20 protein-coding genes are annotated in these 22497 nt (G+C 51.8%); 13 read left to right on the forward strand and 7 right to left on the reverse strand.

Translation table 11 applies throughout. The features are described 5' to 3' along the window. Positions 1-11: 11 nt before the first annotated feature. Both CWE14_RS09055 and CWE14_RS09060 read left to right on the forward strand, forming a co-directional pair. Entirely contained in the window at positions 12-413 is a 402-nt protein-coding gene (locus CWE14_RS09055) for a type 2 periplasmic-binding domain-containing protein (protein ID WP_126799065.1), read from the forward strand. A gap of 167 nt (positions 414-580) precedes the next feature. After that, positions 581-3040: a mechanosensitive ion channel domain-containing protein gene (locus CWE14_RS09060; protein WP_126799066.1), complete on the forward strand. Its 2460-nt coding sequence runs from the start codon at positions 581-583 to the stop codon at positions 3038-3040. A 35-nt stretch (positions 3041-3075) separates the two neighbouring features. Here the strand turns inward: CWE14_RS09060 and CWE14_RS09065 are convergent, their stop codons facing one another. Together CWE14_RS09065 and CWE14_RS09070 are read right to left on the reverse strand one after the other, a co-directional pair. Next, positions 3076-4134, reverse strand: coding sequence for a DUF3083 family protein (locus tag CWE14_RS09065; RefSeq protein ID WP_126799067.1), 1059 nt, complete (start codon positions 4132-4134; stop codon positions 3076-3078). A gap of 142 nt (positions 4135-4276) precedes the next feature. After that, positions 4277-4696 (reverse strand): VOC family protein, encoded by a 420-nt coding sequence (locus tag CWE14_RS09070; RefSeq protein WP_126799068.1) that lies wholly within the window; start codon positions 4694-4696, stop codon positions 4277-4279. Between the two features lie 115 nt (positions 4697-4811). Between CWE14_RS09070 and CWE14_RS09075 the strand changes: the two genes are divergently transcribed. From CWE14_RS09075 to prpF, 6 genes are all read left to right on the forward strand, one after another. Beyond that, positions 4812-6776 (forward strand): alkaline phosphatase family protein, encoded by a 1965-nt coding sequence (locus tag CWE14_RS09075; RefSeq protein ID WP_198676562.1) that lies wholly within the window; start codon positions 4812-4814, stop codon positions 6774-6776. 182 nt (positions 6777-6958) lie between these two features. Further along, positions 6959-7642 carry a GntR family transcriptional regulator gene (locus CWE14_RS09080; protein WP_126799070.1) on the forward strand — a complete coding sequence of 228 codons (684 nt, stop codon included), beginning with the start codon at positions 6959-6961 and terminating at the stop codon, positions 7640-7642. 13 nt (positions 7643-7655) lie between these two features. Beyond that, positions 7656-8525 carry a methylisocitrate lyase gene (prpB, locus tag CWE14_RS09085; RefSeq protein WP_420837103.1) on the forward strand — a complete coding sequence of 290 codons (870 nt, stop codon included), beginning with the start codon at positions 7656-7658 and terminating at the stop codon, positions 8523-8525. 14 nt (positions 8526-8539) lie between these two features. Further along, entirely contained in the window at positions 8540-9664 is a 1125-nt protein-coding gene (gene prpC, locus CWE14_RS09090) for a bifunctional 2-methylcitrate synthase/citrate synthase (protein ID WP_126799072.1), read from the forward strand. A 97-nt stretch (positions 9665-9761) separates the two neighbouring features. Continuing rightward, positions 9762-12356, forward strand: coding sequence for a Fe/S-dependent 2-methylisocitrate dehydratase AcnD (acnD, locus tag CWE14_RS09095; protein WP_126799073.1), 2595 nt, complete (start codon positions 9762-9764; stop codon positions 12354-12356). Between the two features lie 104 nt (positions 12357-12460). Next, positions 12461-13654, forward strand: coding sequence for a 2-methylaconitate cis-trans isomerase PrpF (prpF, locus tag CWE14_RS09100; protein WP_126799074.1), 1194 nt, complete (start codon positions 12461-12463; stop codon positions 13652-13654). 107 nt (positions 13655-13761) lie between these two features. Here prpF and CWE14_RS09105 read toward each other — a convergent pair whose 3' ends face one another. From CWE14_RS09105 to CWE14_RS09115, 3 genes are all read right to left on the reverse strand, one after another. Further along, on the reverse strand, positions 13762-14406 hold the full coding sequence (locus CWE14_RS09105; RefSeq protein ID WP_126799075.1) for an SDR family oxidoreductase: 645 nt from the start codon (positions 14404-14406) through the stop codon (positions 13762-13764). 111 nt (positions 14407-14517) lie between these two features. Continuing rightward, positions 14518-15015: a hypothetical protein gene (locus CWE14_RS09110; protein ID WP_126799076.1), complete on the reverse strand. Its 498-nt coding sequence runs from the start codon at positions 15013-15015 to the stop codon at positions 14518-14520. A gap of 74 nt (positions 15016-15089) precedes the next feature. After that, positions 15090-15626 carry a TetR/AcrR family transcriptional regulator gene (locus CWE14_RS09115; protein ID WP_126799077.1) on the reverse strand — a complete coding sequence of 179 codons (537 nt, stop codon included), beginning with the start codon at positions 15624-15626 and terminating at the stop codon, positions 15090-15092. A 148-nt stretch (positions 15627-15774) separates the two neighbouring features. On the opposite strand from CWE14_RS09115, the gene CWE14_RS09120 reads away from it, so the two are divergent. The 5 genes from CWE14_RS09120 to minE all read left to right on the forward strand — a co-directional run bounded on the left by CWE14_RS09120 (position 15775) and on the right by minE (position 19740). Further along, complete coding sequence (locus tag CWE14_RS09120; protein WP_126799078.1) at positions 15775-16482, forward strand: response regulator transcription factor; 708 nt, start codon at positions 15775-15777, stop codon at positions 16480-16482. After that, entirely contained in the window at positions 16476-17834 is a 1359-nt protein-coding gene (locus CWE14_RS09125; RefSeq protein WP_126799079.1) for an ATP-binding protein, read from the forward strand. The genes CWE14_RS09120 and CWE14_RS09125 overlap by 7 nt, the downstream gene beginning before the upstream one ends. A gap of 111 nt (positions 17835-17945) precedes the next feature. After that, a complete protein-coding gene (minC, locus tag CWE14_RS09130) occupies positions 17946-18626 on the forward strand; it encodes a septum site-determining protein MinC (RefSeq protein WP_126787714.1) in 681 nt (226 codons plus the stop codon). A gap of 29 nt (positions 18627-18655) precedes the next feature. Continuing rightward, positions 18656-19468: a septum site-determining protein MinD gene (gene minD, locus CWE14_RS09135; protein WP_126787715.1), complete on the forward strand. Its 813-nt coding sequence runs from the start codon at positions 18656-18658 to the stop codon at positions 19466-19468. A gap of 2 nt (positions 19469-19470) precedes the next feature. Further along, the gene (gene minE / locus CWE14_RS09140) at positions 19471-19740 is read left to right on the forward strand and encodes a cell division topological specificity factor MinE (protein ID WP_126799080.1); all 270 of its coding nucleotides are present in this window, start codon (positions 19471-19473) and stop codon (positions 19738-19740) included. Here minE and CWE14_RS09145 read toward each other — a convergent pair. Together CWE14_RS09145 and CWE14_RS09150 are read right to left on the reverse strand one after the other, a co-directional pair. Then, positions 19737-20603 (reverse strand): alpha/beta hydrolase, encoded by an 867-nt coding sequence (locus CWE14_RS09145; protein WP_126799081.1) that lies wholly within the window; start codon positions 20601-20603, stop codon positions 19737-19739. The two genes, minE and CWE14_RS09145, sit on opposite strands and share 4 nt — an antisense overlap. A 160-nt stretch (positions 20604-20763) precedes the next feature. Beyond that, on the reverse strand, positions 20764-22494 hold the full coding sequence (locus CWE14_RS09150; protein WP_126799082.1) for a Na/Pi cotransporter family protein: 1731 nt from the start codon (positions 22492-22494) through the stop codon (positions 20764-20766). Positions 22495-22497 lie beyond the last annotated feature (3 nt).

Raw genomic sequence — 22497 nt, forward strand, 5'->3', positions numbered from 1 at the left:
GAGCGACTACTATGTTGAAGTTAATTAAAGTCACCTTGCTTGGTACTGCACTGGTGTGGGCAATGGCAAGTCTGCCTGCTATGGCACAAAGTGGTGCGGTGATCAGCCAAAGCGAAATCGATTCAGCCCGCATCACTCGTATCTACATGGGGCAGTCGCGGGAACTAATTGCTGTTAATCAGCAAGAGGGCTCAGCAGTACGTCAGGCTTTTGAGGCCAACGTCATTGGCCGTTCTGCAGAGCAGATCAAAGCCCACTGGTCGCGCTTGTTGTTTACCGGCCGCGCCGCAGAGCTGCGCCAGGTCGAATCTGATGAGGCAGTGCTGGAATATGTTCGCTCGAATCCAGGCACCATTGGTTATATCAGCGATGCGAGCAAGGCGGACGATTTAAATATTCTGCTCGAATTCTAAGCCCTTCGCTAGACCTATGAAAAGCCCGGTTGCGCTGCAGCCGGGCTTTTTTTATGCGCCGCATGGTCTGGCCGGTCATGACATGATAAAGCAATGCTGAAAAACTGTTATTTTTGCGCTGGATGAGTACACTGAACGGTCTGTAACCACTAAGGATTCTGTTGCTCATGCGCTTCTGCTACCTGTTCGCTCTTTGTGCCTTGCTATTCGTCGCAGCACCATCGTCGGCGCTCGCTCAGTCGACGGCGAATCTGGAGTCTCAGCTCGCTGATCTGCAAGCCTATTATGAGGAACTGAGTCAGGACCGGCTTGATTTAGAGGCACAATACGAGGTGTTGCAGGGGAGCCGCATGCTTCACCAGATCCTGCAGGAACAGCGAGCCAGCGTACGTGACGTCAGGACTCAGGACTTTGAAGAGCTGCTGGCTCAGCTTCGGCTCGACTTGTTTCACGTGCAGCGCGAACTGAGGGAGCCGGAGCTGGAACAAAGCCAGCGCGACGAATTGGAAGCAAACCTGACCGAGCTGGAAAGCGATATCAGTTTACTGGTTGATTTTATGCAGGTGCAGGGTCGTTTAACTAGCGAGTTAACTGCGTTTGAAAATACGCTTGCTGATTACCTGTTCTGGACACCCAGCAACCGGGCGATGGAGTGGCAGTGGTTTAGTCAGTTTCCGGGCCATGTTTCGGCTCAGGCCGTACGCATCTACCAGGCGCTGAGTCAGTTAGTGACACAGTTAAGCGTGCAGATCACTCTGCTGATGGTTGCTTTTACCGTTTTATTATTGATTTTAGTGCTCAAACGACGCGCTATTTTGCTGCGCTTGTCGCTATATAACAAGGATGTGGCGTCGAATTCAGCGTCCTCACCCTGGTTGGTGCCGAGCGCGCTGTTGTTGCATGGATTACTGGTTGCCCCGTTGTCTTTAGTGGTTTTAATTGCCGGGCAGTTTATCAATGCCCCTGTCGGCGACGATATTTACCTGGATAAAGCGCTGAATGCCGTTGCCGGTTCATTGTTTATGATTAGCTTCCTGAGCAGGATATTGCGGCGTAATGGCTTTGCGAGTCTGTATTTTCGCTGGCAGGACGATCAATGCTCGGTCTTGCGCCGTTTTATACTGGCCCTGGGCTGGGTTCTGGTGCCATTAAGTTTCATTCTTGCAGTGGCCAGCCAACAGACCACACAACTGAGCCAGGACGTCATCGGTCAGTTGGTGCTATTTATAACCAGTTTGTATCTGATCGCAATCCTGCTCGCTCTCTTTGCTAAGCTGCCGCCGCTGTATGGTTCTAAACTCACTCATCGTACGGTTGCTTCGGCTTTGTTGGTATTGCCAGTCATGCTGTTGATTATGGTATCCAGCGGGTATTACTACACAGCGCTGATGTTAAGTGGTTACTATCTGGCGACGTTCTATGTTATCAGCGTATGGATGCTTACTGCGGCGGGTGTCCAGCGGGCCCTGGACTTTGCTTATGATCGGATGCAGGAACGGCAACTGGCCCAGCAGGCGGTGGAGCGCGAGGTTGAGGCGGTACTAAAAGACCACGAAAAAGCGGACGAAAAGCCGTCGCAGGCGCGCGTGAAAGACGAGGCGCCACCACTTGCCCGCTCAGAAGCAGATGCGCAGGGCGCGAAAGAGCAGTCCCAACGACTGGCGCGCTTTGGCCTGATGGCACTATTCGCGTTTATTCTATATCAGGTGTGGTCGGAAGCGACGATGGCACTGGATTATCTGGATACACAGGTATTGTGGGAAGATGCAGCGACTGGCGATAGTGCACTTAGTCTCGGTGGCTTAGTTAGTGCGGTGGTGATTGCGTTGGTCGGCCTGGTGTTAGTGCGAAACTTGCCTGGCTTGCTTGAGATGACGATACTGTCACGCCTGCAATTGCAGATGGGGACTGCGTATGCGGTCACCTCGCTGGTTAATTACGTGGTCATCAGCATCGCCGTGGTCACCTTTCTTGCTTCGCTCGGGGTACGCTGGGATCAATTGCAGTGGTTAGCAGCCGGGCTGACGGTAGGGCTCGGGTTTGGATTGCAGGAAATTTTCGGTAATTTCATCTCAGGTTTGATTCTCTTTTTCGAACGTCCGCTGCGGGTAGGCGATATTGTTACCCTGGACACTTTGTCCGGCCGGGTAAGTCAGATCCGTATACGGGCGACGGTGATAACCGATTTTGATCGCCGTGACATTGTGGTACCGAACCGACAGTTCATTACTGGTCAGTTTGTAAACTGGTCGCTAAGTAACACCATTACCCGCTTAACCATTAAAGTAGGCGTGGCATATGGCTCAGATCTGGCTAAAACCCGGGAAATCTTATTGGCGATAGGGCAAGACGAAGAGCGTGTGCTTGATGACCCCGAACCTACGGTGTTGTTCATGCAATTTGGCGCTTCGACACTTGATCACGAGCTGCGCGTGCACGTCGAAAACCTGTCCGACCGGATGCCGACCATTGATGCTCTGAATCGGGAAATAGACCGTCGCTTTAAAGCTGCTGGCATAGAAGTCGCGTTTAATCAGATTGACGTCCATTTTCGCAATGAACTCGGTATTGAGCGACAGGTTGGAGCGGTCGACAGTAGCCCGAAAGGCGAGGATGACGCAAAATAAGCCGGTACCCGTGGTAGAGTACCGGCCCCCGGCGATTAGAGTATATAGCTAATGTGCTGGTAAAAACGCACGATCAGATCGTCATGTTCGGGGCGAAGTTTAATGTCCCCTGTTAAATCCTTAAGCGCTTCATGAACCCGGTTCATGAAGCGGCCGTAGCCACGCTCGTGGCAGTCGTGCTGACCCGCCACAAAGATAAAGTTAACGGCTTCAACCAGATTGTCGTCCTCGTAAAAACTGAGTTGCTGAGCGTCATCGCTTGTGGTGTCAAAACTCATTTTCTGCAATTCAGAATTCTGTTCGGAAATATCGACCTGGCTGTTGCGGACCAGCGGCGTCTTGCCGTTTGCAACAAAAGCGCGGTGGGCAATGCCGTGCTTCTCACAGACATCGGTAAATACCGTTTCAATTCGCTTATACATGGCACCATAGTCATGGTCATGCAGTTTGAGGTTTTGCTTCAGGCGGCGAGAGAGGGGCAGCGCAACCGTGGCGTAGGTAAGCTCGCTGCGCGGTTGCGGCAGGTCGCAGTTGCGCTTCTCGTAACGGGCATAGAGTGAACGCAGTTTATAGGCGTAGGTTTCTTTGTGCCCTTTATCGCGCGCGAACAAGTCATAGGACAGATGCTGATGGTCACGTACTTTGAGTTCCAGTGGCAGGTCTGGTAACTCGGCTTTAAAATGCTTAATCAGGCGGTGTACGCGGCGGTGGAACTGGGCAGAGTTGGCGCGGATATCGCTGCCTGTAGCGAGAAACAGGAGGCGGATCTTACGTGCTTTGTAATCAGGCTTAATAAAGGCATTCTGTGCTTCGTGATACTTTGGATTGTAGAAAAACAGCATCTGCTTTTGAGTCTGGAAGCAGTAGTATTCACTGTGGTAACGCACCACCGGCAGTTTATCATTGGCGATGAAATGCACATTGCTCAGGCTTTCATCTTCGGCTAAGCGAAAAAATAAGCGGCTTAGCTTGTCGTAACATGCCTCTGGACTTTTAAATGTCTGATAAAACTCATCACTGGGCTTTAATTCTACCAGGACATACTGATTGGAATGGGCGTTTGTCGGAATATAAGCGCGGTGAGCGGTACTCATCTGAGGGTCTCCTGTCTGACGTTGAGGGTCAGGTAACGTGTAATAATCTATACACAGACTTTAGACGATTTCGGCTGAACTTTTATTGTTTCAGAATAAAAACTCAACCGAGTTCACCGCGCATTTAAATGACGACCTTTGATTACCAGCTCCCCTGGTTGGCCATAGAAAGCCACGGCTCTTTGGCTGGCTGTGCGTCGCCGCGTTGCAAAAGCTCAATGGAAATATCATCTGGTGAGCGGACAAATGCCATGCGGCCGTCACGGGGCGGTCGATTAATGGTAATACCCATGCCCTGCAAGTGATCGCAGGTGGCGTAAATGTCATCGACCTCGAACGCCAGATGACCAAAGTTGCGGCCGCCAGAGTAGGTTTCAGGGTCCCAGTTGTAGGTCAGTTCCAATTCGGCTTCCGGGCTCTCTTTGGCGGCTAAAAAGAGCAGGGTGAAACGGCCTTCGGGTACCTCTTTACGACGCACTTCATGTAACCCCAGCCCTTCACAGTAGAAACGTAATGACGCCTCCAAATCATGAACGCGGACCATGGTATGCAAATATTTCATCAACGAACTCCAGGTTGAATGCTATAGATACTGCGGCGCACGAACTTCGGCTTGTCATAAAACTCTGCTAAAGTGGCGCCAATAGATGGGAAACGTTTTATCAGGTATCCAAACGATGTACAAATCTGCTTTTTTTCTTACCACAGTCTCGGCTGCTGTGGTGCTGTCCGCATGTTCAATAAATCCCCAGCCATCCGGTGAGCGCGCAATACTGGTGAGTATTGATGCGTTAAACGAACGGCTACTGCGCGATAATTTATCAGCGCAGCAGGCGCCCGCGCTGTATCGGGTTTTTGATGGCGGCGCCTGTACTGAGTATGCGCAACCTATGTTTCCGTCAGTGACTGCCGCAGGTCACGCGTCGATCTGGACCGGGGCTTATGGTGATGTGCACAATATTGCAGCCAACGCCGTTCATGTCTTACCACGCGATCAAAATACCGTGATGGCGACAATTTCAGGGTTTGACTCGGCCAACCTAAGCGCCGAACCTATTTGGATCAGTGCGGGTTACGCGCAACGACGGGTGGGTGGGCACCACTCAACCCAGGCACCTGGTGAAGCAGGGTTCCCGGCCCGCAGCGGCGAGCGTAATGCTCAGCAACAGGCTGATTTCGAGCGCGTTCAGGCGGGCTACGAGTTAAGTAATGTGCAGGTGATGAATGGCTATAACCAGCAGGTCACAGGACATGCGGTCATTCGCGCTGAAGATGTCAGCTGGACTGAGGTTAGCCAGTGGCGCAATTTAGGCCAACTCGGGGTGACCCTCGAGCCAAAAGCTTTTACCTTCAGCAATGCGGCCGGCACCTTCCACGGTTTGCTGTTCGGTTCATCGCGTTATGACAGCATAGCGATTAGTTTGACGCCTGATATCAATCAGGCAGTGATAGCCCAGTCCAACCCAGTGGAGACGGAGGACTTTGCAGATCGCGAGCTGGCACGTCATTTTTCAAAGCCGTTAAAGGTAGAAACGGAAAGTGGCAATACTTTCCTCCGCGCTCGCCTTTTTGAAGTGAGCAACAATGGTGAAGACTTTATGCTTTACCACCCGTCGATGCATGTCATGGATACCAATCATGAGTCTGTCCAGGCAGGGTATGACGAGTATGTGCAGGGCTGGTTTGGTAATTCAGCGTCGCGCATGTACACGGCGGGTAAATTTGGTCCAACGCGTTTTCAGGGCGGTGACGGAACTGCTGAAGCGCGGTATCTGGAAACAGCAGAATTATTTACCCGGGTGTTTAACAAAGGCAGCAGTTGGTTCTGGCAGGAGCAACAGGTTGATTTGCTGGTCGACTACTTCCCGTTAGGTGACTCCATTGACCACAGTTTACTGACCTATATGGACCCGACGTGGCCCGGATACGACGAGGCTGTCGGCGAGGCCATGACTGAATTGCGTAACAAGACCTGGCAACTGGTCGATTTGCGTCTGGAGCATTTGTTGCAGCTTGCTGCTGACGCCAATGCGGCGACCTTCGTAGTCGGTGACCATGGGATGCGCAGCAGCTGGATGGAATTTAAACCGAATGTGTTGTTGCAGCAGGCCGGGTTACAGGTGCTGGATGCAAACGGCATGGTTGATTTAAGCCAAAGTAAAGCGGTGGCCCCAAGTGGCCATTGGGTTACCATTAACACCACAGAGTGGCGTGGTGGGATTGTTGAACCGGATGAGAAAGAAGCGGTCATTGCCGAGGTGGTACAAGCCCTGCAAGGCGCAGCAGATAGTGAGGGCGGTTCGGTTATCGAGCGGGTATATATCGCCAGCGAACACCCAGAGCTGGGTATAGGAGGCGCCGCCGGGGGCGATGTTTATTGGTCTGAAGCGGATAACTATCGCAGCAGTCGCAGTACCCGTGGTGATCAGTATGTGGCAGAAACCAGTCCGTTAGGCTGGCATTCGCGCGCTTCGACCGACCCTTATATGCAAACCGTTACCTGCGCCTATGGCGGTGGGTTCACCAGCAAACGAATACCCGCCTCAAAATTGATTGATGTGGCGCCGACGGTGTCCGACTATCTGCGTATGCCTGCGCCACGGCACACTCAGGGTCGTAGCCTGTTACCGGATCTACGCTAACGACATTGTGGACAGAATGCTGTCACAGGGAAGGCCAGCTAAGAATGACTTAGCTGGCCTTTTTTATCCTCAACCCTGTCAGGGATTCTCTACACAATTGTCGACAATTCCTGGGTAATGGCTATTGAAGCTTTGAATAAAAGGTATAAAATGGTCGTATATTCAAAAGCTGTCGACAATTCATGCATATTGAAAACGTTTTACTACGACCTCCAGTGACCGCATCTGATCGCGTCCTGCTTGAAATTCAGAAAGCCATTGTGGAAGGCAGCATAGCCCCGGGCAGCAAAATGAGTGAGCCGGAGTTGGCAAAACGCTTTGAAGTCAGCCGCGCGCCGTTGCGAGAGGCAATGGCAAGGCTGGAGCGCTGTCATCTGATTGAACGGACCCCGAATGCGGGTGCCCGGGTGGTGACTTTGACCCCGCAAGGGTTGTTGTCGCTATACCAGTTGCGCGAGGAGCTGGAAGGGCTGGCCTGTCGGCTGGCGGCCGAGAACATGGCGGAAGGCGAAATAACCGAATTACGCGACTTGCTGGATGCGCATTTGCAGACACAACGGGTACGCGAAGGTGAAAGTTATTATCAGGAAGCGGGTGACCTCGACTTTCATTACCGAATTATCCTCGGCAGTAAAAATCCGTATTTAATCAACATTTTGTGTGACGAGCTTTACTTTCTGGTGCGGATGTACCGGGTTCAGCTGGGCATGAACGGGCCACGGGTGTCCCGTGCATTTGACGAGCACAAAGCTATTATTAATGCCATTGCCAATCGCGATGGTGAACTTGCCGACTTACTGATGCGACGCCATATCGGCGCATCACGTCAGAACATCGAAATTCAACTGCAAAATAAGGGAAACTAGCATGACACAGCTTATCAGCGCAGGCGCAAAGCTACGCGACGCAATCAAATCAGAAAAGCCATTGCAGGTGGTGGGTACTATTAACGCCTACACTGCAATGATGGCGGAACGCGTTGGCCATAAAGCACTCTACTTATCAGGTGCCGGTGTTGCCAATGCCTCGTTCGGTTTGCCGGACTTAGGTATGACCTCATTGAATGACGTTTGTGAAGACATTCGTCGGATTACCGCGGCGACTGATTTACCTTTGCTGGTCGATGCAGACACAGGCTGGGGCGGTGCATTTAATATCGCACGGACAGTGAAAGAAATGACCCGGGCCGGTGCGGCAGGGTTTCATATTGAAGATCAGGTAGCGCAAAAGCGCTGTGGTCATCGCCCGAACAAAGAAATCGTCTCGCAGCCTGAAATGGTCGACCGGGTGAAAGCTGCGGTTGATGCACGTACTGACGAGAATTTTTTCATTATGGCGCGTACCGATGCGCTGCAACAGGAAGGTCTGGAAGCTGCGATTGAGCGTGCTCAAGCCTGTGTTGAAGCCGGTGCCGATGCGATTTTTGCCGAAGCGGTGCACACCCTTGAGCAATACGATGCCTTCAGTAAAGCACTGAATGTACCTGTGCTGGCGAATATTACCGAATTTGGTGCGACACCATTATTTAATAAACAAGAGCTGGCTGAAGTCGGTGTCGAAATGGTGCTGTATCCGTTAAGCGCATTCCGTGCCATGAACAAGGCGGCTTTGAATGTCTACAACAGCATTTTAGAGAACGGTGATCAGAAAGCAGTGGTCGATGACATGCAAACGCGTGCCGAGCTGTATGACTTTCTGAATTACCACGCGTTTGAAGAAAAGCTGGACGCACTTTTTACTAAAAAATAACGAGGAGTTTAATCATGGCAGAGAAAGCATTGAGTGGAGCAGGCCTGCGTGGCCAGGTCGCTGGCGAAACAGCACTGTGTACCGTTGGTAAAAGTGGTTCAGGCCTGACATACCGTGGTTATGATATTAAGGAACTGGCGGATAAAGTTAGCTTTGAAGAAGTAGCCTACCTGCTGGCGCATGGCGAATTGCCAACCCAGTCTGAGTTAAGCGACTACAAAACCCGTTTGAAGTCATTACGTGGTTTACCACAAGAGCTAAAAGACGTGCTTGAGCGGATTCCGGCTGAAGCGCACCCGATGGACGTGCTGCGTACCGGTTGTTCATTCCTCGGTAACCTGGAAACCGAAGAGAGCTTTGACGACGCGGATCGCCATATTGAGCGTATGCTGGCGGTGTTCCCAAGCATTATGCTGTACTGGTACCGCTACAGCCACGATGGTGTGCGGATTGAAACCGAAACCAATGACGACTCAATTGGTGCGCACTTCCTGCATTTGCTGCATGACAAAGCGCCGACTGAATTGCATTCAGCAGTGATGAATACCTCATTGATTCTGTATGCAGAGCATGAATTCAACGCCTCGACTTTTACCGCGCGGGTGTGTGCTTCAACCTTGTCAGATATTCATTCCTGTGTGACTGGCGCGATCGGTTCGCTGCGTGGACCACTGCATGGTGGCGCCAACGAAGCGGCGATGGATCTGATTGAAAACATGGAATCAGCTGACGATGCAGAAAGCACCCTGGTCGGTATGCTGGAACGCAAAGACAAGATCATGGGCTTTGGTCACGCTATTTATCGTGAATTCGATCCACGCAATGACATCATCAAAGCCTGGTCGAAAAAGCTGTCTGAAGAGTTTGGCGACAGCCGCTTGTATGACGTGTCAGTGCGCTGTGAAGAAGTGATGTGGCGGGAGAAGAAATTGTTCCCGAATGCGGATTTCTTCCATGCGTCTGCCTATCACTACATGGGCATCCCGACCAAACTGTTCACGCCAATTTTCGTCATGTCGCGGGTTAGTGGCTGGACTGCACACGTTAAAGAACAGCGTGCGAACAACCGTATTATCCGCCCAAGTGCTGATTATACAGGCCCAGAGCCACGCCCAGTACCGGCTTTGTCTGAGCGCTAGACGCTAGCTAAGAGTAAACGGCAGGCTTAGCCTGCCGTTTCGCAGGGCATGCAAGGCATGGCCTACAAAGCCAGCTACAACCTTTCAGGTGACTAACATGAAGAGCGAATATCGCAAGCTTCTACCAGGCACGAATCTTTATTACTACGATACCCGTGCCGCGATAGAAGACATTAAACCCGGTAGCTACGACAAGCTGCCCTATACGTCGAAGGTTCTCGCCGAGCAACTGGTACGCCGCGGCGAAGGCCAGACCCTGACCGATGGCCTTAATCAATTCATCGAGCGCAAACGCGATCTCGACTTCCCCTGGTATCCTGCGCGTGTGGTCTGCCATGACATTCTTGGGCAAACCGCGCTGGTTGATTTGGCTGGTTTGCGTGATGCCATTGCCGATCAGGGTGGAGACCCGGCCAAGGTCAACCCGGTCGTGCCAACTCAGCTGATTGTTGACCATTCGCTGGCGGTTGAGCATGCGGGGTTTGAAAAAGATGCCTTTGAAAAGAACCGCCAGATTGAAGACCGTCGCAATGACGACCGTTTTCACTTTATTAACTGGACCAAAACGGCGTTTAAAAACGTTGATGTAATCCCTCCGGGCAATGGCATTATGCACCAGATTAACCTGGAGAAAATGTCACCAGTGGTGCAGGTTCGTGATGGGGTGGCATTCCCGGATACCTGTGTCGGTACCGACTCTCACACGCCCATGGTAGACGCCTTAGGCGTTATCTCGGTTGGTGTTGGTGGGCTTGAAGCTGAGAGCGTGATGCTCGGCCGTGCCTCTTACATGCGTTTACCGGATATCGTAGGTGTTAAGCTCACCGGCAAGCTGCAACCGGGCATTACCAGCACCGATTTGGTCCTGGCAATTACCGAGTTTCTGCGCCGCGAGCGGGTGGTTGGTGCCTACCTCGAGTTCTTCGGTGAAGGGGCTGACAAGCTAAGCGTTGGTGACCGCGCTACCATTTCCAATATGACACCGGAATATGGTGCCACGGCGGCGATGTTCTACATCGACGAGCAAACCATTGATTACCTTAAATTGACCGGTCGGGCTGACGAGCAGGTTGAACTGGTTGAGCGTTATGCCAAAGAAACCGGCTTATGGGCCTCGCAAATGACAGAGGCTGAGTACGAACGTGTGCTGACCTTTGATCTGTCGAGCGTCGGCCGTAACATGGCCGGGCCGTCTAATCCGCATGCGCTGCTACCGTCGTCAGAACTGGCCAGCCGTGGAATTGCCGGGCAGTACGAGCAGGTTGACGGTAAAATGCCGGATGGCGCGGTGATCATCGCTGCCATTACCAGCTGCACCAATACCAGTAACCCGCGCAATATGGTTGCTGCAGGCTTGATCGCCCGCAATGCTAATAAGCTTGGTCTGACCCGTAAGCCATGGGTTAAATCCTCGCTGGCGCCGGGTTCAAAAACGGTCAAGATGTACCTCGAAGAAGCGGATCTGATGGAAGAGCTGGAAACCCTCGGCTTCGGTCTGGTTGGTTTCGCTTGTACCACCTGCAACGGGATGAGTGGCTCACTTGACCCGGTGATCCAGCAGGAAATTATTGAACGCGATCTGTATTCAACCGCGGTACTGTCAGGCAATCGTAACTTTGACGGTCGTATTCACCCGCACGCGAAGCAGGCGTTTCTGGCGTCACCTCCGCTGGTCGTGGCCTATGCGATAGCAGGTAGCATTCGTTTTGACATCGAAAAAGATGCGCTTGGCTACGACAAAGAGGGCAATCCGATTACGCTGAAAGATATCTGGCCATCGGATGACGAGATCGACGCCATCGTTAAACAGGCGGTTAAACCGGAGCAGTACCGTACTGTGTATGAGCCGATGTTTAACCTGTCCGTCGATTACGGGGAAAAGAACGATCCGCTGTACAAGTGGCGCCCACAAAGCACCTACATTCGTCGTCCTCCATACTGGGAAGGCGGGCTTGCCACGGCTCCGTCGTTAACCGGAATGCGGCCATTGGCAGTCTTTGGTGACAACATCACCACCGACCATCTGTCACCGTCAAATGCCATTATGGCGGACAGTGCAGCAGGTGAATACCTGGCCAGCATGGGCGTTCCGGAAGAAGACTTTAACTCGTACGCGACCCACCGTGGTGACCATTTGACCGCCCAGCGGGCAACCTTAGCCAATCCTAAAATCTTTAATGAAATGGTGACGGATAAGGATGGCAAAGTTATTCAGGGGTCGCTGGCGCGGGTAGAACCCGAAGGTAAACAGATGCGCATGTGGGAAGCAATTGAAACCTACATGGAGCGCAAGCAGCCGCTGATTATTATCGCCGGCAATGACTACGGTCAGGGTTCATCGCGTGACTGGGCTGCCAAAGGCGTTCGCTTAGCAGGTGTAGAGGCTATTGTCGCTGAAGGCTTCGAGCGTATTCACCGCACCAACCTGATTGGAATGGGTGTTATGCCACTGGAGTTTAAACCAGGTACCACACGCACCACCCTGAACATCGACGGAACTGAAACCTTTGATGTGAAAGGTGAACCAGCGCCCGGTGCTGAGCTTACTCTGGTCATCCACCGTAAAGATGGTGAACAACTTGAAGTGCCGGTAACCTGTCGCCTGGATACTGGTGAAGAGCTTGGTGTGTATAGTGCAGGTGGTGTATTACAGCGGTTCGCCAAAGACTTTCTTGAGTCTGAAAGCGCCTAACCATTCGTTTTGCCATTTTGATGAACACGAAGCTTAAAAAACCAAAGGGGCCCGTTGCGGCCCCTTTTTAAGCGTTCAGTATTGAAATCATGCGGGAGTAAATCATGACCCATCCAGCACAAATTAAAATTGCCGCGACTTATATGCGTGGCGGTACCAGTAAAGGCGTATTCTTTCGCCTTGACGACTTACCTGAAAATGCCCGCCAACCGGGTGCGGCCCGTGACAAACTCCTGTTGCGCGTGATTGGCAGCCCGGACCCCTATGGTAAACATACCGATGGTATGGGCGGGGCAACCTCAAGCACCAGTAAGACCGTGATTGTCAGCAAAAGTAGCAAAGCGGACCATGACGTCGATTATTTGTTTGGCCAGGTGTCCATTGACAAGCCTTTTGTCGACTGGAGTGGCAACTGTGGCAACCTGTCGGCAGCGGTAGGACCTTTTGCTATCAGCAACGGCCTAATAGACGCTGACAAAGTACCTGAAAATGGCGTCTGTGAAGTACGTATCTGGCAGGCTAATATTGAAAAGACCATTATCGCGCGGGTGCCTGTCACAAATGGGCAGGTGCAGGAAACCGGCGACTTCGAGCTTGACGGTGTGACCTTCCCGGCAGCTGAAATTCCAGTCGAGTTTATCGACCCGGCATCTGATGAAGACGGGCAGGGTGGCTCGATGTTCCCCACCGGTAACCTGGTGGATGAACTGGAAGTTCCTGGTCTGGGTGTGTTAAAAGCGACCATGATAGATGCCGGAATTCCGACCGTGTTTATCAATGCGGAAGACGTGAATTACACCGGCGTTGAATTGCAGGAAGCGATTAACAGCGACCCGGATGCACTGTTGATGTTTGAGCGTATTCGCGCCCATGGTGCCCTTAAAATGGGCGTTATTAAGGATTTGGCAGAAGCTGAAAGCCGTCAGCATACGCCGAAAGTGGCTTTTGTCGCCGGCCCACAAAGCTATGTTGCATCCAGCGGTAAACAGGTCGCAGCTGGCGATGTTGACGTGCTGGTTCGCGCGCTGTCTATGGGTAAACTGCACCACGCCATGATGGGCACTGCTGCCGTCGCCATTGGCACTGCCGCAGCGATTCCCGGCACCCTGGTTAATCTTGCGGCTGGTGGCGATGAGCGTAAGTTTGTCACCTTCGGTCATCCGTCAGGTACGCTCAAAGTCGGTGCTGAAGCGACTCTGGTGAATGGTGAATGGCAGGTAAAAAAAGCAATTATGAGCCGCAGTGCGAGAGTGTTGATGGAAGGTTTTGTCCGTGTTCCCGGTGACTACATGAAGTAAGGTGTAGATGTAGAAAAGCAGTGAGGCCGCAAACCGAAATTTGCGGCCTCACTGCTTTTCTACTAAAGACTTTGCTACAAAATACTCTGTTACTAAAGACTGTGCTGTTAAAGCTGACTGGCCACAGATTCAACCGACTGATTGCCTGTAATCAGATCAAAGGCTTTGCCCACTGCGTTTGGTTTATCCAGCACTTCAATCAGCATAGCGGCCACATCAGCGCGGGGAATTTCCCCCTCAGTGATGTTGCTCTCAGCCCTTACCTGACCAGTCGGCTTGTCGTCGGTGAGTAGACCCGGACGAACAATAGTGTATTCCAGATCAGAGCGCATCAGCTCGCGATCAGCATAATGCTTGGCCACATAGTAAGGGGTGAGATCAGGGTGCCAGAACTCACGGTTGTGGGCTTGCAGCGCGCTGACAATCACAAAACGTTTTACGCCTGCCAGTTCTGCTGCTTCCATCGACTTCACAGCACCGTCAAGGTCAATGCGCAGCGTCATGTCATCCTCTGTCGAACCACCTGACCCGGCAGTAAAGATAATCGCATCTGCACCTTCTAAGCTTTCTTTCAACGTTTCAACCTTATCGGTCAAATCAAACCCACGAGCTTCAATGTCCTGTGCCTGCAGCGCTTTAATTTGCTCATCTTTGCGGACCAGGGCAACGGGCTGATGAGTCGGGTGTTGTTGCAGCTGCTTAACCACGTGCTGTCCAATTTTGCCGTTGGCACCAATTACATATACTCGCATACGTCCTCCCAATGAAATGATTCGTCTCATTTAAATATGGGCATAAGCCTAGATGAACAGTAGCGATTCGTCAGCCCGGGAATGACGCAGAAAGTAGATTACGGCGATCGTTTAAAAACGAAAGCGTACGCCCAGGCCCATTTCATTGTCGACATCATCGGTATTAAGTTTGTAGCTTGCTTCGATGGCAAGGTTACGGCCCAGTGGTACATAGGCAAAGACACCAAACGAATAGTACCCGTCACCAACGGTATCCTTCACCCCTTTAATTGCCATAGGCACGTCGCCCGCTGCAAATTTATAGCCTAAACCAAGAATAGTGCCGGTATCGTCACTGGATGAGTAATCGTAGTGACTAAAACCAGCAATTGCGGAGAAACCGTTGGCCAGATAGATATCTGCCGTTCCCCGAAAAACGAACTCGTAGGCGTCGAGGTATTGTGCGTGCAGCGAGACGCGTTGGCTAACGTCAGTACCTGCAGCCAGATAAATGCTGCTATCGCTGTAGTCGTAGGCCCCGCCGGCCAGGTAGGTTGCGGCGGATGCTGGGAACAGGGCGCTGAGCCCTAATAATGAGAGGCTTAACAAGGTGGTTTGTCTGGCTGGCATGGATGATTCGCTCATTTAATAAGGTAAACAAGCCACCTAGTTTAAAGGCCCCAGCAAAATTGTAAATCCTTGATTTAGAATACAGCAGCGGGTTGGGGCATAATTGACATGGTCGGCTGCTCGGATTTTTTGTGAGTCTGGCTAGCAGCAGCTGGAGCCCCGTATATACGACTCATCCGCTCACCGAACGCGGCAAACAATGCTATCCGCTGGCTATCATCCATATCTCCGATAATGCCTTGCAGGCTCTGCCGTTTCTGTTGGTTCAAAGGAGCCTCTGCATAGGTTTTCATAAACAGCATTTCCAGATTAGATTCAGTAGGCAGTGTCTGCAGTAGTTCGATCATCGAATCAACCGGCAGTGACTCCCAGCTTGCGTACTGTGGCATATGGCGTTGCAGGACCTGCTTCAGATGCAGCGTCAGCATTTCCGAAACCAGGGTGTAGACGCACGAGAAATGATATAAGATTCCACCTTTGGAAATATTGGCGAATTCGCACAGGGCGTCCAGGGTGAAGCCTTGAGGACCTTGTTGGCGCGCCAACTCCAGCGCGTTATTAAGAATATATGCCCGCTTGCTGGGGCGACCGCCTCGATTCGAGATCGTCATGGATGAGCTCCTGAATAAATTATTGTTAGTTGTTCGGGATATAGGTCTGCTTATTAGTCGAATCGAGTATAAGAAATTGAACGTAGAGAAACGTTAAGTTATGCAAAACCACTGTTGCTAAAGTCAGGAACCGTTACTATTCGCTGCGATGACTAAACTATTACTGGTTGAAGATGATAAAGAACTGGCAGAACTGGTGCGTGAGTACCTGGTTCTGAACCAGTTTGAAGTAGATGTCGCACGTAACGGCCGCGATGCGCTTGGGCGTTTGTCGAAGAAAGCGTATGAGGCCGTTTTACTGGATATCATGCTACCCGGTATAGATGGTCTGGAAGTGCTCAGGCAGGTGCGTCGAAGCAGCTCAACCCCGGTCATTATTATTTCCGCGCGCGGGGCAGACATTGATAAAATTGTTGGCCTTGAACTGGGTGCCGATGATTACCTTGAGAAACCCTTTAATCACCGTGAACTGCTGGCCAGAGTGAAGGCGCTACTGCGTCGGGCAAAGCTCCCGGCGGGACAGCCTGCGGACGCTTTAGCGGCTGAGGGGCCTGAGCCAAACCTTTTAAAAATAGGTGACCTAAGATTCAATCTGCTTTCACGCACCCTTTATTATGATGACATCCCGGTTGGCCTGACGGGCATGGAGTATGCGTTGTTACTTAAACTGGCGCAGCAGCTGGGCGAAGTGATCAGCAAAGAAACACTGTCGATGGAATGCCTGGGGCGGAGGCTTACGCCGTTTGACCGCAGCATTGATACCCACATGAGTAAAATCAGAAAGAAATTAGCATTGATCGGCAGCGTGGTTGAAATTAAAGCCATGCGAGGGCGGGGGTACTGTTTGGCATGTTAGCGACCTTGAAGCCTCGTTCACTGGGCGTGAAAATTCTGGGCTGGTTCTGGCTGACCTTGTTGCTGTCCTACCTGGCGGCGTCTGTGCCTACATTCTTTTTGCCTGCAAGCGTCACAGAGCGGGTGATTCCAGCTGAAGACCTAACCGGGATGCAGGCCTTAGGGCAGCTTATCGTAAAGAACGTGGTCGAAAACACGGACACCGAACTGAACAAGCGTGACGACCGGTTTGTCCATTGGGCGGTGTTGTCCAGCGACGGCAGCCTGATGATGAGTACCGAGTCAGTGCCAACGCAGGCGCAGCGACTGATTGAACAGGCTGAACGCGATAGTCAACCGGTTGAGCTGCTGTTGCGCGACATGGTAATTAGCGGGCCGCAGTATGTAGAGCTTGAATCTGAACAGTACATGCTGATGTTCTGGCGCGATCGCTATCCGCGCTTTTTAGATAAAATCAGAGAAATACCGGGCTGGCTGAAGCTGGCTTTGGTTATGCTCACGACCTTGGGCATGAGTTTTCTGTTCTACCGTTCAATTGTGTGTCCGCTACAGCGTTTATCACGTGGCTTTAACGAGTTAAGTCAGGGCAACTTTGACTACCGCCTGGGCAACGAAATCTGTCTGGATGATGAATTTGATAAGTTGTATGCCAACTTTGACCGCATGGCCAGCCAGTTGCAGGAAATGGTTAGCATGCACAATCGGCTGATCGCCGATATTTCACATGAGTTAAAAACCCCCTTAAGTCGGTTGCAGATGTCAGTCGCGCTGGCCAGAACAGCGCCGCCGGAACAGTTAGGCGCCTATTTCGACCGGGCCGAGAGTGAAGGCGAAAAGCTTGATGAAATGATTAAGCAACTGCTGCAGTTGGCTGAGTGTATTACTCGTTCGCTTGAGTTTACCTGCCAGCAGGAAGAAGTGCCGGCTCTGTTAGAACCCTTGCTCGATGATGCCCAATTTGAGGCTGATGCGTTGAACGTTGAGTTTTCAGTGCAGGCACCCGACAATATTTCGCTCCTTCTCCACAAACGCCTGTTTACCATGGCACTGGAAAACCTGATTCGAAACGCGTTCAAGTATGCGCAACGCCTGGTCAGCCTGAGAGTTTATTTTAAACACGACCATTGCGTGTTCGAAGTCTGTGACGATGGCCCCGGCGTCAATGCTGATGACCTGCCACGTTTACGGACTCCATTCTACCGCGCTGATCAGGCTCGAAGTCGCCAGACTGGTGGAGTCGGTCTGGGTCTGTCGATCGCCCACGAAGCAATGGTTGTGCATGGTGGACGTCTGGGACTGCGTAATCGCCAGCGAGGCGGTTTCAGTGCCAGCCTCCATATTCCTCTTCGTTAACCCCGCTGTTTACCAAAGCTTTGCATTCGTGGACTAGGCAAAGTTTACCCTTTTCGCCAACATAAAGAGCACTTTGTCTTCAGACTGAAATTATGTGGAGCGACGAGTCCAATGAGCAATGCTCCTGTCCTCAAGGGAAGCAGTTTTACCCTGTCTATTTTGCAACTGTTTGATTCAGATACCGACCGGGCGCTTGCCTATCTGGCTGGTAAGGTTTCCCAGGCGCCGGCGTTTTTCGCACAGGCGCCACTGATCTTAAATGTCGAGCAGGTTGAAGGGGATCTAGCCTTTGCGCGTCTGAAAAACGGAATTGAAAAGCTTGGTCTGCATGTGGTTGGGGTGGTCGGTTGTGAGCGCACTGCTCAGCAGGAGCAGGCGTTCGCTGCCGGCATTCCGCGCTTGCGACCGGGTAGTCAGGGCAGTGAACTTGATATTCCAAAAGGGCCTGCGCGCACCGCGAAAGCAAGTAAGGTTGTACGCACGCCAGTGCGTTCCGGTCAGCAAATATATGCCAAAGGGCGTGACTTAGTCGTCCTCGGTCATGTAAGCCATGGCGCCGAAGTCATCGCCGATGGCTCAATTCAAATTTATGGCACCTTGCGCGGCCGTGCTCTTGCAGGTGCGGCTGGAAACGGGGACTGCCATGTGTTGTGTGGCAATCAACAGGCCGAACTCATTTCTATCGCTGGTAATTATTGGCTTAGCGAGCAGATTGATAAGCAATTTTGGCAGCAACAGGTATTGGTCACGCAGCGCGACGATGCGCTGCAGATGGAAACTATTCGCCTCTAACTATTCGTCCATATATAAGGATAACAACTATGGCTCGTATTATCGTGGTAACGTCCGGTAAAGGTGGCGTGGGTAAGACAACGTCCAGCGCCGCTATCGCTTCAGGCTTAGCCTTGGCTGGACATAAAACCGCAGTAATTGATTTTGATATTGGACTGCGCAATCTGGATCTGATCCTTGGTTGTGAACGTCGTGTGGTCTATGACTTCGTGAATGTGTTGAATGGCGAAGCTTCTTTGCAGCAGGCTTTAATTAAGGATAAACGAAGCGAGAATCTGTTTATATTGCCAGCTTCGCAGACCCGCGATAAAGACGCTTTAACTATGGAGGGCGTGCAGCAGGTGCTGAGCGAGTTAGACCAGCTTGGTTTCGAATTTGTCATCTGCGACTCGCCCGCGGGGATTGAACATGGCGCAATGATGGCGCTTTATTTTGCCGATGAAGCCATTATAACGACCAACCCGGAAGTCTCTTCAGTGCGTGACTCGGATCGCATTCTGGGTATTCTCGATGCCAAATCGAAACGAGCGGAAAAAGGGTTGGAACCGGTAAAACAGCATTTGCTGATCACCCGTTACAACCCATCACGAGTCGACGCCGGCGAAATGCTAAGCGTGGACGATATTCTGGAGATACTGAATATTCCGTTGCTCGGTGTTATTCCGGAGAGTCAGTCGGTGCTCAACGCTTCGAACAAAGGCGTGCCTGTGGTATTCGAAGAACAGGCCGACGCCGGCCAGGCGTATCAGGATGCCGTGGCCCGTTTAGTGGGCGAAGACAAACCCATGCGCTACGTGAAAGCTGAAAAGAAAAGCTTACTAAAACGGATATTTGGAGGCTAACGATGTCGTTATTAGATTTTTTTCGCACAACCAAGCCATCCACTGCATCGGCCGCCAAAGAGCGCCTGCAGATTATCGTTGCTGAGCGTCGCCAGCAAGGTGAAGCATTGCCAGCTTATTTGCCGCAGTTAAAGAAGGACATTCTTGAGGTGCTGGCCAAATACGTCAATGCCGACCCTAATATGGTTAAAATTTCGCTCGAACACAGCGATGACAACCTTTCGGTTCTTGAGCTGAACGTGACTCTGCCAGAGGACGATGAATCGGTTTAATCGCACCAGTCATCAAGGTGCTGCTCGCTAAGAAAGCGCTGAATGTCGCCATAGGCAGGGGTCAGAAAACGCAGCGGGCTGCCGAGGCTGGCTATCAGGTCTACATGCCGCGTACGCGGGTAAATGTGAAGTTGTGAGGGCACCCCGAGTTCTGCTAAACGCTGCGCAAAGCGTTCCGAATGCTCAGGGTCAGCGACGCTATCTGCGCGGCCATGCAACAGCAAAGTGCTTGGCATGCTCGCTCCGGCAAGCGCGACAGGGTTTGCCTGATTACCATTTGCCTGGCTGAATTTGTCGGCAACCCGCGAGTGATCGAGGGGTAAATCATAAGGCCCGGACATGAGAATCGCGCCGCCGATTCGCCCCGAGTAGCCCTGCGCCTGCAAGTACTGCGGGTCGGCCGCCACTAACGCAGCGCTATGGGCACCGGCAGAGTGCCCAGCGAGGATAACGGACTGCGCACTGGGGCAGCTCGCGCTGATAGCGCCCTCAAGTTGGCTGACGGCTTTTGCGACGTCATCGATAAACGCCGGAAATTCTACCTCTGGATAAAGACGATAATCAGGAATTACGGTGATATAGCCGAGCCGGGCAAACGCCTGGCCGATAAATTCAAAATCGGCTTTGTCACCGCGTTCCCAGGCGCCTCCATAAACAAACACAACCACCTTTTGCCGCTGTTGCGGGTCATCCGGGTAATAGATATCCATCTGCTGCCGTGAATGGTCGCCATAGGGCACTGATTCAAGGTTATAACTACCGTCAGGGGTCAGGGCGTTGAGCACGGCTGAACCGCTGCAGCCAGTGAGCAGACTAGAGAAGAGTACAACAAAGAGACTAAATAGAGAGCTGTTACGGCGCATGTCACCTGTGGTCCCGGGCAAAGGTATGGGTAGTCTCTATACCCCTGGCAGCGGGAATAGGATCAGTTGATGTGCTGGAATGATAGCAACAAAAAAGCCCGGGGTGCTAGCACGCCGGGCCTTTTGAGTCAGGTTCACAGGTTACCTGTTATTCGTCCTGTTACTCGTCGTCAATTCGCATGGCGCGCAGACGGCGTCCGGCAGCCGCTTCATTGACGTTCAGAATGTGGTCACCAATGCGCTCCAGACGGTTCAGCATGTCCATAAAGATCACGCCGGCACGGGCAGGGTAGTTACCACTTTCGAGGCGAACGTAATGGGTGTCACGGAACTTGTCGCGCGTTTGATCCACTAGGTTTTCTAACTCAATAGCTTTATCCAGCGACACATTCTCTGGATTTTTCGCTACATTGCGATTCATTTCACCAATAGCTTCACGAACTGAATTCATCATTTGCAGCATTTCTTCGGCTGCGTCGTCCGGCCAGCTGGCTTTTGATTCAGTCATCCGTTCAGTCAATTTAGCAATCTGGAAATAGATATCAGCAATCCGTTCCAGATCATTGATCATCGTCTGCATGAAGCGAATGCGTTCGGTCATCGAGTGCTCAAGGTTGGTATGCTCACTGATACGCACCAGGTAATCCGAGATCTCTATTTCCAGCACGTCAGTCACGTCTTCAAATTTGCTGACCTTCTCGATGATCTTGTCGTGTTTAACCTCAGGGTCAAATAGCAGCTCATGAACCGAATCGTGCATCTTTTGAATCACGTCGGTGAATTGCTGAATCTCTTTATTGGCCTGTTCGACAGAGAAACCCGGTGAGGTCATCGGCCCGCCGCTGATATAGCGCAGGTGAAACTCCTCTTCGCCGCCACGATCAGGTTGAATGTATTGCACAAAGCGCACTAAATAAGGCACAAAGGCAAACAGAAGAACCACATTGAGAACGTTAAACGAGGTATGGAACAGTGACAGCGCCAGGGTCGAGTTTTCTCGCGCCGTGGTTGCCGGGTCCATTACCGAAGCAGGGCTGCCGGTAAAGTACTGCACAATATTGTCCATCATGTGCAGGAACGGGAAGATCAGTGCCAGCATCCACAGCACGCCAATGACGTTAAAGAAGAAGTGGAACCTCGCCGCCCTTTTTGCATGCACATTGCCGACCAGGGCCGCTATATTGGCGGTCACCGTGGTGCCTATGTTTTCACCGAGAATCATGGCGGCGGCAATCGGGAAGGTAACCCATCCTTCAAACAGCATGACCAGGGTAATAGCCGTTGCTGCGGACGATGACTGAGTCAGCAGGGTGAGAATGGTCCCCACCAGCACAAACGCCAGCATCGAGAGGAAGCCATAGTCAGTAAAGCTATCCAGAAATGCGAACATCTCCGGGTTTGAATTGATATCTGGCACCGCACCTTTTATGAACTCAAGGCCGATAAAGATAATCCCGAAACCGACCATTGCTTCCGCAATATTGCGCAAACGGTTATTTTTAGAGAACAGGAAGGCAAAGAAAATACCAATAACGGCAAGAGCTATGGGCGTAATCTGAAACTTAAAGCCGAATAACGACACCATCCAGGCAGTAATGGTGGTACCAATGTTCGCCCCCATGATAACGCCGGTAGACTGCACAAAGGTGAGCAATCCTGCGTTAACAAAACTCACCGCCATAACGGTGGTCGTGGTAGAGGACTGGGTAATGGCCGTGGTGCCAAACCCTGTTACCACACCCGTCAAACGGTTGCGGGTCATGCCACTTAAGATACCTTTTAAGCGACTGCCTGCCATTTTTTGCAGACCTTCACTGAATATCTTCATTCCGAAGATGAAAATACCCAAAGAACCAATCAGTTGCAGGAAATCAAATAGTGAGTATGTCATGCG

Source organism: Aliidiomarina soli (genome assembly GCF_003986975.1).
GTDB classification, from domain to species: Bacteria; Pseudomonadota; Gammaproteobacteria; order Enterobacterales; family Alteromonadaceae; genus Aliidiomarina; species Aliidiomarina soli.

Bases quoted from the DNA above. Each gene is read 5' to 3' on its own strand.
- acnD (WP_126799073.1), top strand. From the start codon at position 9,762: ATGAAGAGCGAATATCGCAAGCTTCTACCAGGCACGAATCTTTATTAC.
- minC (WP_126787714.1), top strand. From the start codon at position 17,946: ATGAGCAATGCTCCTGTCCTCAAGGGAAGCAGTTTTACCCTGTCTATT.
- CWE14_RS09125 (WP_126799079.1), top strand. From the start codon at position 16,476: ATGTTAGCGACCTTGAAGCCTCGTTCACTGGGCGTGAAAATTCTGGGC.
- CWE14_RS09150 (WP_126799082.1), bottom strand. From the start codon at position 22,494: ATGACATACTCACTATTTGATTTCCTGCAACTGATTGGTTCTTTGGGT.
- CWE14_RS09075 (WP_198676562.1), top strand. From the start codon at position 4,812: ATGTACAAATCTGCTTTTTTTCTTACCACAGTCTCGGCTGCTGTGGTG.
- prpF (WP_126799074.1), top strand. From the start codon at position 12,461: ATGACCCATCCAGCACAAATTAAAATTGCCGCGACTTATATGCGTGGC.
- CWE14_RS09115 (WP_126799077.1), bottom strand. From the start codon at position 15,626: ATGACGATCTCGAATCGAGGCGGTCGCCCCAGCAAGCGGGCATATATT.
- CWE14_RS09120 (WP_126799078.1), top strand. From the start codon at position 15,775: ATGACTAAACTATTACTGGTTGAAGATGATAAAGAACTGGCAGAACTG.
- CWE14_RS09145 (WP_126799081.1), bottom strand. From the start codon at position 20,603: ATGCGCCGTAACAGCTCTCTATTTAGTCTCTTTGTTGTACTCTTCTCT.
- CWE14_RS09110 (WP_126799076.1), bottom strand. From the start codon at position 15,015: ATGCCAGCCAGACAAACCACCTTGTTAAGCCTCTCATTATTAGGGCTC.
- CWE14_RS09060 (WP_126799066.1), top strand. From the start codon at position 581: ATGCGCTTCTGCTACCTGTTCGCTCTTTGTGCCTTGCTATTCGTCGCA.
- minE (WP_126799080.1), top strand. From the start codon at position 19,471: ATGTCGTTATTAGATTTTTTTCGCACAACCAAGCCATCCACTGCATCG.
- prpC (WP_126799072.1), top strand. From the start codon at position 8,540: ATGGCAGAGAAAGCATTGAGTGGAGCAGGCCTGCGTGGCCAGGTCGCT.
- CWE14_RS09080 (WP_126799070.1), top strand. From the start codon at position 6,959: ATGCATATTGAAAACGTTTTACTACGACCTCCAGTGACCGCATCTGAT.
- minD (WP_126787715.1), top strand. From the start codon at position 18,656: ATGGCTCGTATTATCGTGGTAACGTCCGGTAAAGGTGGCGTGGGTAAG.
- CWE14_RS09055 (WP_126799065.1), top strand. From the start codon at position 12: ATGTTGAAGTTAATTAAAGTCACCTTGCTTGGTACTGCACTGGTGTGG.
- CWE14_RS09105 (WP_126799075.1), bottom strand. From the start codon at position 14,406: ATGCGAGTATATGTAATTGGTGCCAACGGCAAAATTGGACAGCACGTG.
- CWE14_RS09070 (WP_126799068.1), bottom strand. From the start codon at position 4,696: ATGAAATATTTGCATACCATGGTCCGCGTTCATGATTTGGAGGCGTCA.
- CWE14_RS09065 (WP_126799067.1), bottom strand. From the start codon at position 4,134: ATGAGTACCGCTCACCGCGCTTATATTCCGACAAACGCCCATTCCAAT.